Raw genomic sequence first — 12472 nt, forward strand, 5'->3', positions numbered from 1 at the left:
TTTAAGCCCCCGACCGCCTGAGGAGAACACGTGCGGCCCTGGCCCGGAACGCCCTACCCGCTCGGCGCCACCTACGACGGTGTCGGCACCAATTTCACCTTGTTCTCCGAAGTCGCCGACTTCGTCGAGCTGTGCCTGTTCGACGACGACGGCAAGGAGACCAAGGCCAGGTTGCCCGAGGTCGACGGCTTCGTGCATCACGGCTACCTGCTCGGCGTCGGCCCCGGTCAGCGCTACGGCTACCGCGTGCACGGGCCGCACGATCCCGAACGCGGCCTGCGCTGCAACCCGAACAAGCTGCTGATCGACCCGTACGCCAAGGCCGTTTCCCACGGCGTGGACTGGGACGAGTCGCTGTTCGGCTACAAGTTCGGTTCACCGGAGGAGCGCAACGACGCGGACTCGGCCGGACACGTGCCGTACTCGCTGGTGGTGAGCCCCTTCTTCGACTGGGCGAACGACCGACAGCCGAAGACGCCGTACAACGAGTCGGTCATCTACGAAGCCCACGTCAAGGGCATGACGATGAACCACCCCGAAGTCCCCGCGCGGCTACGCGGCACCTACGCCGGTCTCGCGCACCCGGCGATCATCGAGCATCTGCAGAACCTGGGTGTGACGGCGATCGAACTGATGCCGGTGCACCAGTTCTTGACCGACCACGGCCTCGCCGAAAAAGGCTTACGCAACTACTGGGGCTACAACACCATCGGGTTCTTCGCCCCGCACGACGCCTACGCGGCGTTGTCCAACCAAGGCGGCCAGGTCCAGGAGTTCAAAGGCATGGTGCGCGCCTTCCACGAGGCGAACATCGAAGTCATCCTCGACGTCGTCTACAACCACACGGCCGAGGGAAACCACCTAGGCCCGACGTTGTCCATGCGCGGCATCGACAACGACGCGTACTACCGGGTCGTCGAGGACGATCCGAAGTACTACATGGACTACACCGGTACGGGGAACTCCCTCAACGTGCGGAGCCCTCACACGCTGCAGCTGATCATGGACTCGCTGCGCTACTGGGTGACAGAAATGCGCGTCGACGGTTTCCGGTTCGACCTCGCCGCCACGCTGGCGCGCGAGTTCTACGACGTCGACAGGCTGTCGACATTCTTCGACCTCGTGCAGCAGGATCCGGTGGTAAGCCAGGTGAAGCTGATCGCCGAGCCATGGGACGTCGGTCCCGGTGGTTACCAGGTCGGCAACTTCCCGCCGCTGTGGACCGAATGGAATGGGCAGTACCGCGACACCGTCCGCGACTTCTGGCGGGGCGAATCCGCGACGCTGGGCGAGTTCGCGTCACGGATCACCGGATCCTCCGACTTGTACCAGGACGACGGCCGCCGCCCGTTCGCGTCGATCAACTTCGTGACCGCGCACGACGGCTTCACCCTCAACGACCTCGTGTCGTACAACGAGAAACACAATGAGGCCAACGGTGAGGACGGCCGCGACGGCGCCGACGACAACCGGTCGTGGAACTGCGGAGTCGAGGGCCCGACCGAAGACAAGGAAGTCAACGTGCTGCGTGAACGGCAGCGGCGCAACCTCCTCGCCACGATGCTGCTCTCCCAAGGCGTACCGATGCTGCTGCACGGTGACGAGATGGGCCGTACCCAGCAAGGCAACAACAACGCCTACTGCCAGGACACCGAACTGTCCTGGGTTGACTGGTCGCTCGCCGAGGAGCACAAGGGACTCATCGAATTCACCGCCGGTCTGACCAGCCTGCGCAAACAGCATCCGGTGTTCCGCCGCCGCAGGTTCTTCGCCGGCAAGCCGATCGGCAAGGGCGACGAGCTCCGCGACATCGCCTGGTTCACCCCGGCCGGCGAGGAGATGACCGAGCAGAACTGGGACGACGCCTTCGGCAAAGCGGTCGTCGTGTTCCTCAACGGCGAAGGCATTCCCGACCTCGACCAGCGCGGGATGCCCGTCGTCGACGATTCGTTCCTGATGGCTTTCAACGCCCACTACGAGGATATCGAGATGACCTTGCCCGGCGAGGATTACGGCCGCGAGTGGACGGTGGTGGTCGATACGTCAACCGGCGAGGTGGCCGCCGAACCTGGTCAGCAAGCAGCCGTGGCCGGGGGAACGCTCAAGGTCGTGGCCCGGTCACTGGTCGTGCTGCGGCGCGCCAAGCAGACCGAGCAGGCAGCTCAGTGACGGTTCCCGCTTCGACCTATCGGGTACAGCTCCGGCCGGAGTTCACATTCTCCGACGCCGCGGACCTCGTCGACTATCTGCGAGCGCTCGGCGTCGGCGCGCTGTACGCGTCGCCGGTGCTGGACGCCGCTCCCGGATCGACACACGGCTACGACGTCGTCGATCCGACCCGCGCACGCCCCGCACTGGGCGGCGAGGAACAGCGGCTCGTACTGGCGGGCACGCTACGCGAAGCGGGGCTTGGTCTAGTCGTCGACATCGTGCCCAACCACCTTTCCGTCGAGGTCCCCCGGGCCAACCCGTGGTGGTGGGACGTGCTGAGCGACGGCCAGGGATCCCGTTATGCCGGGTACTTCGACATCGACTGGTCGCGTGGACGCCTGCTGCTGCCGGTGCTCGGCTCAGCCGACGCCGTATCAGAGCTCTCGATCGAGGACGGGGAGCTGGCCTACTACGACCACCGCTTCCCGATCGCCCCTGGCACTGAAGGCGGTTCACCGGAGGAAGTGCACGACCGCCAGCATTACGAGCTGGTTGATTGGCGGCGGGGCAATGCGGAGCTGAACTACCGGCGGTTCTTCGACATCACCACTCTTGCCGCAGCACGCGTGGAAGACCCAGAGGTCTTTCACGCCACCCACGACGAGGTGCTGCGGTGGATCTCGGCCGGCGAAGTAACAGGGCTGCGCGTCGACCATCCGGACGGGCTGGCCGATCCCGGTGCCTACATGCGACGACTTCGGGAAGCAGCGCCCGACGCTTGGTTGGTGGTCGAGAAGATCCTGCATCCCGGCGAGGCGTTGCCCACCAGCTGGCCGGTGGACGGGACTACGGGCTACGACGCGTTGCGAGAGATCTGCGGCGTGTTCGTCGACGCCTCGGCCGCTCCGGATTTCACCGATCTTGCAGGCGAGCTCGGTGTTCCGACGGACTTCGCGAAGTGCGAGGACACGACGCGACGATTGGTCACGGACACGATCCTGGTGGCCGAGGTCCGGCGGATCGCCGCCCTCATCGACGGCTGCGACAGCTTCGGCGTCGAGGCGATACGCCAAGCGGTCGCCGAGATCATGATCGGGTTCGATGTGTACCGCTCGTATCTGCCCGAGGGTGAGCCGAACTGGAGTGCGGCGATAAGCCGCGTCCGAGAAGCCCGACCCGACCTCGTCGGAGTACTCGACGCGCTGGACAGCCAAGTTCGAGACGCTCCGGCAGATGAGCTGGCCACCCGCATCCAGCAGACGTCCGGCATGGTCGTGGCGAAAGGCACAGAGGACACCGCGTTCTACCGGTACACCAGGTTCGCTGCTTTGAACGAGGTCGGCGGCTCGCCGGACGTCTTCGGCGTCGGAGTCGACGAGTTCCACTCCCTGGCCGCAGCGCGCGAGGCTGGATGGCCCTCGACGATGACCGCCCTCACCACCCACGACACGAAACGCTCTGAAGACGTCCGTGCCCGGTTGGCTGTGCTTTCCGAGCTACCCGGCGAATTCGCCGCCGCGGTGACTGCCTGGTCGACGAAGCATGGCATAGACGAGCCGTCGCTGAATCTGCTCGCCTGGCAGACCCTGATCGGCGCCTGGCCGATCAGCCCGGCCAGGTTGCGCGACTATCTCGACAAAGCCGCCAAGGAAGCCAAAGTCCGTACGACTTGGGTCGACCACGACGAGGCGTTCGAGCGCGCCGTCGCGGCCTGGCCGGACGAGGTCCTCGGTGACGAGGAACTCGCAGCCGAGATCGCCGGATTCGTGCAGCGGGTATCCCACCATGGCTGGTCGAACGGTCTGGGACAGAAGCTGCTCCAGCTCACCTCGCCGGGCGTCCCCGATGTCTACCAGGGAACCGAGCTGTGGGACCTATCGCTGGTCGATCCCGACAACCGACGACCGGTGGACTATGACCGGCGCCGCGAAATCCTCGGCCGCATTTCGACTGGGTGGCTGCCCGAAGTCGACGACACCGGCGCGGCGAAACTGCTGGTGACGCACCGGGCGTTGACACTTCGCCGTGACCGTCCCGCCCTGTTCCACGGCTACCGGGCCATCCACGCAGCAGGAGACGCTGCCGACCACGCCATCGCGTTCACTCGAAGCTCGGACCTGGTCGTGGTCGCCACTCGACTGCCGGCGCAGCTGGAGGCCGGCGGCGGCTGGCGCGACACAGTCCTGCCCTTGCCGGCAGGGTCCGGAACGTGGATCGACGTGCTGACAGACCGCTCGGTCGAAAGTCGCCTGCCCGCTTTGACCGCGCTTCTCGACCGCTTTCCCGTTGCGCTGCTCGTCCGAGGTGAACCGTGACCTTCACCGTATGGGCACCAGCCCAGGAACGCGTCCGACTGCAGGTCGATGGAAGGGTCCACGCCATGACCCGCGCCACCGGGGGCTGGTGGACGGCAGACTTGTCCGGAACCGACTACGCGTTCCTCCTCGATGACGACGACACAGCCCTCCCCGACCCACGTTCGACGTGGCAACCGAACGGCGTACACAAGCCATCGCGTGTCTACAACCACAACACCTTTCTGTGGACTGACCAGTCGTGGACCGGTCGTGCGCTGCCGGGCAGCGTCGTCTATGAGCTGCACATCGGCACGTTCACCCCGGAAGGTACCTTCGATGCGGCGATAGGAAAGCTCGACCACCTGGTGGAGCTGGGCATCACCCTGGTCGAGGTGCTGCCGGTCAATTCGTTCGATGGCACGGACGGCTGGGGCTACGACGGTGTGCTGTGGGGCGCTGTTCACGAGCCATATGGCGGACCTGACGGCTTCAAACGGCTTATCGACGCGTGCCACGCACGAGGCCTCGGCGTGGCACTCGACGTGGTCTACAACCATCTCGGCCCGTCCGGGGCATATCTGGGTCGTTTCGGCCCGTACTTCGCCGGGCAGAACGATTGGGGACCCGGCCTGAACCTGGACGGCCCGAACTCCGACGAAGTACGCCGGTACGTGATCGACAACGCGTTGAGCTGGTTCCGCGATTTCCATGTCGACGCTCTGCGCCTCGACGCCGTTCACGCACTCGTCGACCGGCGAGCGGTACACCTTCTCGAACAGCTCGCCACAGAAGTCGAGGCATTGTCAGCCAACCTCGCACGCCCATTGACGCTCATAGCCGAGTCCGACCTGAACGACCCGAAGCTCGTAACAGCACGTGAAGCCGGCGGCTACGGCTTGAACGCCCAATGGTCTGACGATATGCATCACAGCCTGCACGTCGCATTGTCGGGAGAAACAGGCGGCTACTACGAGGACTTCGCCGCTCCCGGCGCACTCGCACGCACATTGCGCGAAGTATTCTTTCACGCGGGCAGTTGGTCCTCCTTCCGTGAGCGCACCCATGGTCGCCCCGTAGATACCCATCGCATCCCTGGTCACCGTTTCCTGGCCTACCTGCAGAACCACGATCAAATCGGCAACCGGGCGACCGGTGACAGGCTGTCCGCGACGGTTTCCCCTGGATTGCTGGCCTGTGGTGCTGCGATTGTGTTCTGTTCGCCTTACACGCCGATGATCTTCATGGGCGAGGAGTGGGCAGCCAGTACTCCGTGGCAGTTCTTCGCCTCCTTTCCTGATCCCGCGCTCGCCGAGGCGGTACGCACCGGGCGTCGTCGAGAATTCGGCCGTCACGGCTGGGGCGAAGCCGACGTGCCGGATCCCATGGATCCGGCGACTGTCGAGCGGTCTCGGCTGAAATGGACCGAACTAACCCAGCCCGGGCATCGCGACATACTCGGCCTCTACCGATCGCTGATCGCCCTGCGACGAGATCACCCCGTACTGGCGAACCCCAGGCTGGACACACTCACGGTTCATCACGCATCGGACGACTCGTGGATCGCATTGCATCGCGGCAACATCAGACTCGTATGCAATCTCAGTCGCAAGTCTGCGACCGTGCCGCTCGACGGTGACAGCAAGGAGGTCTTGCTGTCCTGGGGAGACGCAGTCCTGTCTGGCAACGGGGTTCGCGTGCCTGCCGAGTCGTTTGTGCTTCTGACGGTTTCACCGGCCCGGTGATCGAGAGCCGGAGCCTGGCAGTGGCTCCGGCTGGGTTTTCTGACAGCCACCCCACCCTGATTCACCGGCTTAACAATCGGTCGCACATTCCGCCCCACGAGCACCACAGGCAAGCATATTCATCGCCGCTTGCCGACCTTGTTCTTGCGCGAACCCCTGCGCGCGGTCTTGCCTCCCGACGAAGACATTCGACCCGACCGGTGGGAGCCCCCTCGATGAGTTCGGAGCGGCTCGGCCCCGGCATCTGGGCCGAGCGAGGGATCGTGCCCCGCCGACGGTACATAGACGTGTGTGACGACTCGACTGGACATGTTCCCCAGCAGGAGGTCCCGGACCGTGTCAGCCCGCAACTGATCGAGAGACCGACGATCCCCACCTCTATGGACGTCTTGGGCGATCGCGTCAAGCCGCTTGTACACCGCGAGAGTCTCGTCGGTATCAAGCAGCGCACGCAGCCACGACATTCCACCCGAACCCCGCCCGACGGACACACGCCGCTCCGCCGTGCGCTTTTCGGCCCGGCGGGCGGCACCGACCGGATCGATCTGCGCGATCACAACGCGCAGCAGGTGAGCAAGCTGGCTTGGGGTCTTCTCACGAGCTCGTGGAAGCAGTGCCTGATCCACCTCTCGGCACCGGGAGGTGGACAACGAGTGGGTAGCACGGGCGATCTGGGCAACGCGATCACCTCCAAGCTGTCCTGACTCCAAAGCCGCGAACACCCGCGGAAGGCGGTTCCTCACGCTGCGCGCGAGCGCGAGGTCCCGGCTGGCTCTGGCGGTACTGACTTTTTCCGTGCATGCCACCAACTTCAGAGCCGATGGGTCATCACCACGCAGCGCGGAGAACCGACCCAGCACACGCAGCCGGACAGCGTCCAGCATCGCCTGCGCCTTTCCGATCACCTGAACCATCCGTAAGGCATCGTCTTGGTCCAACTCATCCACAACCACCGCGAACAGCGCGTTGACGTCGAGCCCCGGTGGGTCCGGGCTCGACTTCGCTTCAGGTCTTCTTTGTTCGATCACGCGTTCGAACATACTGAGGGGCACCGACAGAATCCGCCTTGCGCACGTCACCCATAAGCGTGATGTTTCGACTGTCGGGCCCAGGGACGGAACACGACTCGAAAGCACTCGTACCGGGCCAGGCGCTCGATCCGCAGGCGTCATTCGTGAGCAGAATCCTTTGAGCCGGCCGAGTTCTCGCAAGACGCTCCCATAGCAACTGACCCTCGCGTACCTCGTCGTCCGTTGAGCGAGGCTGCAGGTCTCCGTGACGGGTCGCTTCGAACGCGGCTACCAACCTGCTCGCATCGAGGTGCAACTTGACGTTCTGCTGCTGAGACATCCTGCGGGGCGCACTCGAGATTGGCTCCATCAGAGCTGTCGCCTGGCCGATCGCCGCGCGGGCCTGCACCGCCCGTGCGCAGCCCGACCACTTCGGCCTCCAGTTGAACGATGCGCGTGGCCAGCGAGCCGCTGACTCTCTCGCGACTGCAAGCCACCGACCGTGAAGATCGACGTCTCGGTGGCTTGCGGCTGGCTTATCAACCGCTTGTGGTGATTACCGCACCTAGCCGCCTCATCGGGTCGAGCACCGCCCTGCCGCTCGTCCTGCTCGCTGGCCGCCAGGCACCTCACGGAGCCGACCATGGGGGTAACAGCACACTTCGGTGAAGATCCCTGGAAGTATCGGGGGATGGCTACCCGACCAGCGTCCGACACTCTCGTACTCGCCGGCCGACCGTTCCCCTTGGGCGCGCACTCGGAGGCAGGAGGTGTCCGGTTCGCCGTGACCTCAGCTGTCGCCGACGCCGTCGAGGTGTGCCTCATCAGCGACGACGGCTCTGAACGACGCATCGATCTGATCGAACGAACGTTCGGCGTGTGGCATGGTCTGGTACCGGGGGTCACCCCTGGCCAGAAGTACGGCTATCGGGTGCATGGCCCGTACGACCCCTCCCGCGGCCTGCGCTGTAACCCGGCAAAACTGCTGGTGGATCCCTACGCCAGGAAGATTGCGGGCCGGCTGACAGACATGGACGCCGCCGTAGGTTACGTCGGCGACCCCAGTGGGCCCGAGTCGCTGATCGACTCGCTCGGGAGCGTCCCGCTGTCGGTCGTGAGTTCCCCCGGCGGTCCTGACACGGGCATCAAGCCGGAAACGCCCTTCGAAGAGTCCGTGTTCTACGAACTGCATGTCAAGGGCTTCACCCAGCGTCACCCGGGTGTTCCCGAGGCGCTGCGCGGGACCTATCTGGGCCTCGCCCATCCGGCCGCGATCGAACACCTGGTCAGGCTCGGCGTGACCGGGGTCGAGTTGCTGCCCGTGCACTCCTTCGCAGACGAACCATCCCTAGTCAGTGCCGGCCGCCACAACTATTGGGGTTACTCGCCGCTGGGCTACTTCGCACCGCACGCCGGCTACGCAAGCGAACCGGGTCGTGAGATCGAGGAGTTCCGGACCATGGTCGCCGCACTCCATGCGGCCAACATCGAGGTCCTGCTCGACGTCGTGTTCAACCACACGTGCGAAGGTGGTCCTGACGGACCGACATTGAGCTTCCGGGGACTCGACGCGCCGGCCTACTACCTGCACTCGCCAAACGGGGACATGGCCGACATCACGGGCTGCGGTAACACGCTGGACGCGGGTTCTCCGGCCGTCGTGAGGCTGGTGACCGACTCGCTGCGCTACTGGACGGCGGAGCTGGGAGTAGACGGCTTCCGCTTCGATCTCGCGAGCACTCTGGGACGTCCTGGCGGCGGCGCGTTCGACCGCGACTCGGCGATGCTGACCGCGATCACCACGGATCCGATCCTGTCGCGCTGCAAACTGATCGCCGAACCGTGGGACGCAACCGGCGACGGATACCGCGTGGGCGAGTTCGGCAGGCAGTGGACGGAGTGGAACGGCATCTACCGCGACGACGTCCGTGACTTCTGGCGGGGCAATCGGAGTGTCCGCGACCTCGCATACCGGCTGTCAGGGTCGTCGGACCTCTACGCCGACGACCTGCGGCGCCCGTGGCAGTCGATCAACTTCATCACTGCCCATGACGGATTCACCCTGCGGGATCTGGTGTCCTACAACAACAAACACAACGAAGCGAACGGCGAAGAGAACCGCGACGGAACAAACGACAACCGTTCATGGAACCATGGTGAGGAGGGGGAGACCACCGATCCCGAGGTGCTGGAACTTCGCGCGAGGCAGGCCCGCAACCTGTTCGCGACCCTCCTGCTCTCCACCGGTACTCCGATGTTGACCGCCGGGGACGAAATCTGGCGCACCCAACAAGGCAACAACAACGCCTACTGTCTGGACAACGAGACGTCATGGGTCAACTGGAACTTGTCCACCGACGCGGAATCGATGCTCGCGTTCGCGCGACGGGCGGTGCACCTGCGGGCCAACAGCCCAGCGCTGCGGCAGCCGGAGTTCTTCGAAGGCCGCACAACCCCCAGTGGCGATCCTGACCTGATTTGGTTCTCGGCCGACGGTGAAGAGATGGCTGAAACGACCTGGTTCGACGAGCGCCGCCATACCCTCGGTATGTGGATCGACGGCTCGAACAGCCAGTCCCGAACCCGCGACGGCGAGGTGATCAAGGACCACTCGTGGCTACTGCTGCTCCACTCGGGTGAATCGCCGGTCGACGTCGTATTGCCGGGGCCGGAGTACGGCGTCACCTTTGACCCGAAGCTTGACACCAGCACTCGCGATGGCAGCCCCGCCAACCCCGGCGCACTCAAAGCCGGCAGTCGCGTGACCCTGCCAGGCAGGTCGTTGCTTCTCCTCTGCGCCCCACGCTGAGTACGAGGACAGGGCGGCAGGACGACAAGCAACGGGAGCAGTTACCAACCGGTAGTCGCCCGCCACCCGCGTTCCGCAGCCCGTTGCAGTTCACCGGAAGACGTGCCGCAAATCGCCTGAGCCTCACGCTGCCGGCACAGCCCACTACACGCGATCGTCACTCGAATGACCAAAATCGGGCACGCAGGAACCGTCTTCGTCCGGACGGGTGACACGCAGATGACGGCTCCATTACCGCTCAGTGACCACTTTGGACACCAGTCGCCGGCAGCAGGCAGCTGAGGAAGGAAGTGTGAGCCAACTGGAGAACGGGTACACCGCAAACAAGAGTCCCCGGTGACAAGCCTCCTGACCCAACCGGGCAGACTGAGCAGGGCCGCGGCAATGTCGCGTCACCATGGGCGAGAGGGGCGCTGCGCATGACGGGTCGGCTCGGCATCGACGACGTGGCCCCGGCGGTGAGCTGTGGTCGGTACCCGGCTAAAGCCGTTGTGGGCGAACACATTCCCGTTACAGCCACGGTGTGGCGCGAAGGACACGACGCCGTATCGGCGACGGTGTCCTGGAGAGGCCCCCACGACCGGGTTGCCAGACAGACCCGAATGGTGGAGCAGGGCACCGGGCTCGATGCGTTCGCAGCGATGATCGTCCCGGATACCGAAGGCCTGTGGACCTATCGGGTGGACGCTTGGAGCGACCCGTGGGCCACTTGGCGTCACGTCGTCGAGGTCAAGATCGCAGCCGGCCAGGGACCTGCCGAACTCGCCAACGATCTGGAGTCGGGGGCACTGCTGCTGGACAGGGTGTCGCGACGCCCGGGCCGACGACTCGAGCGGATGACACTGGCCGGCGCGGCAACGGCGTTGCGCGACAACGAGCTCTCACTGTCCGAGCGCGTAGGACCAGCATCGTCGACGGCGGTGCGGGAGGTCATGTACGAACACCCGGTTCGTGAACTCATCACCAAAGGCAAACCGCTGAAGGTATGGGTCGACCGCGAACGTGCGGCTTTCGGTGCCTGGTACGAACTCTTCCCCCGGTCCACCGGCGGCACCGACGAGGCTGGTCGGCCGGTGCACGGCACGTTCGCCACCGCCGCCGCGGCGCTGGACCGCGTGGCGAAGATGGGTTTCGACGTCGTCTACCTTCCCCCGATCCATCCGATCGGCCAGTTGAACCGCAAGGGTCCCAACAACACCTTGATCACCGGGCCCGAAGACGTCGGTTCCCCGTGGGCGATCGGTTCGGACGAAGGCGGACACGACGCCATCCACCCCGAGCTCGGCACGATCTCCGATTTCGACGCCTTCGTGGCGCGCGCGGCAGAACTGGGGATGGAGGTCGCGCTCGATCTGGCCCTGCAAGTCGCTCCTGATCATCCCTGGGTGGTGAAAAACCCCGAGTTCTTCACCACCCGACCTGATGGCTCGATCGCCTACGCGGAGAATCCTCCGAAGAAGTACCAGGACATCTATCCGGTCAACTTCGACAACGATCCCCAAGGCATCTATGCCGAGGTGTTGCGGGTAGTACTCCACTGGGTGGGCCACGGGGTCCGGATCTTCAGGGTCGACAACCCCCACACCAAGCCACCGGACTTCTGGGCCTGGCTGATCAAGTCGGTCAAGGACGCGTACCCGGATGTGCTCTTCCTCGCCGAGGCGTTTACCCGCCCAGCACGCCTGTGGGGTTTGGCCAGGCTCGGTTTCACCCAGAGCTACACCTACTTCACCTGGCGCACGACGAAGGAAGAGTTGATCGAATTCGGCGTCGACCTGGTCGAGCATTGGGAGCAGGGTCGCCCGAACCTGTTCGTCAACACCCCGGACATCCTCCACGAATCCCTGCAGACGGGCGGTCCCGGCATGTTCGCGCTGCGGGCAGCGCTCGCGGCGACATTGTCGCCCACCTGGGGTGTCTACTCAGGCTACGAACTGTTCGAACACGAACCTGTCCGCGCAGGCAGTGAGGAGTACCTCAACTCGGAGAAGTACGAGTTGAGGCCACGTGATTTCGCCGGCGCACTGGCCGAGGGCCGGTCCCTTGAGCCGTGGTTGACCCGGCTCAACGCCGCACGGCGAGCGCACCCGGCACTACACCAGATGCGAACGCTGCGCTTCCACCACATCGACAACGACGCACTCTTGGCCTACTCGAAACAGGATCCGGAAACCGGGGACACCGTGGTCACCGTGGTCACCCTCGACCCCGGAGCGGCGCAAGAAGGCACTCTTTGGCTCGATCTGCCTTCATTGGGCTTCGAGTGGCACGAGCGGCTTATCGCGCACGACGAGGTCACCGGCGAGACGTGGGACTGGGGACAGGCCAACTACGTGCGCCTCGAACCTTGGCGCGCGGTCGCTCACGTCGTCGGCGTACAACGCCGGCTCGCTATCTAGCCCGGGACAAGACAGTCCCGTAGACAACCCCGCGTCCACAAGGTACGCAGGGGCGGATCGAACG

General features: G+C 64.9%; 6 protein-coding genes. 5 read left to right on the plus strand and 1 reads right to left on the minus strand.

The genetic code is table 11. The annotated features are described in order from the left end of the window. Window positions 1–30 precede the first annotated feature (30 nt). Genes glgX (JWQ81_RS33580) through treZ form a run of 3 tightly spaced genes read left to right on the plus strand, consistent with a single transcriptional unit; the run spans window position 31 to window position 6190 of the window. Complete coding sequence (glgX, locus tag JWQ81_RS33580; RefSeq protein ID WP_297547812.1) at window positions 31–2169, plus strand: glycogen debranching protein GlgX; 2139 nt, start codon at window positions 31–33, stop codon at window positions 2167–2169. Continuing rightward, a complete protein-coding gene (treY, locus tag JWQ81_RS33585) occupies window positions 2166–4466 on the plus strand; it encodes a malto-oligosyltrehalose synthase (RefSeq protein ID WP_297547813.1) in 2301 nt (766 codons plus the stop codon). The genes glgX (JWQ81_RS33580) and treY overlap by 4 nt, the downstream gene beginning before the upstream one ends. Further along, complete coding sequence (gene treZ / locus JWQ81_RS33590; protein WP_297547814.1) at window positions 4463–6190, plus strand: malto-oligosyltrehalose trehalohydrolase; 1728 nt, start codon at window positions 4463–4465, stop codon at window positions 6188–6190. Before treY ends, treZ begins: the two co-directional genes overlap by 4 nt. Window positions 6191–6309: 119 nt before the next feature. On the opposite strand, the gene JWQ81_RS33595 is transcribed toward treZ, so the two are convergent. Beyond that, window positions 6310–7218 (minus strand): DUF222 domain-containing protein, encoded by a 909-nt coding sequence (locus JWQ81_RS33595; protein WP_297547815.1) that lies wholly within the window; start codon window positions 7216–7218, stop codon window positions 6310–6312. Between the two features lie 673 nt (window positions 7219–7891). On the opposite strand from JWQ81_RS33595, the gene glgX (JWQ81_RS33600) reads away from it, so the two are divergent. Both glgX (JWQ81_RS33600) and JWQ81_RS33605 read left to right on the plus strand, forming a co-directional pair. Further along, a complete protein-coding gene (gene glgX, locus JWQ81_RS33600; RefSeq protein ID WP_297547816.1) occupies window positions 7892–10009 on the plus strand; it encodes a glycogen debranching protein GlgX in 2118 nt (705 codons plus the stop codon). A 419-nt stretch (window positions 10010–10428) separates the two neighbouring features. After that, window positions 10429–12408 carry a maltotransferase domain-containing protein gene (locus JWQ81_RS33605; RefSeq protein ID WP_297547817.1) on the plus strand — a complete coding sequence of 660 codons (1980 nt, stop codon included), beginning with the start codon at window positions 10429–10431 and terminating at the stop codon, window positions 12406–12408. The last annotated feature ends 64 nt before the right edge of the window (window positions 12409–12472 follow it).

The organism is Amycolatopsis sp. (assembly GCF_025464955.1).
In the GTDB taxonomy this organism is placed as follows: Bacteria; Actinomycetota; Actinomycetes; order Mycobacteriales; family Pseudonocardiaceae; genus Amycolatopsis.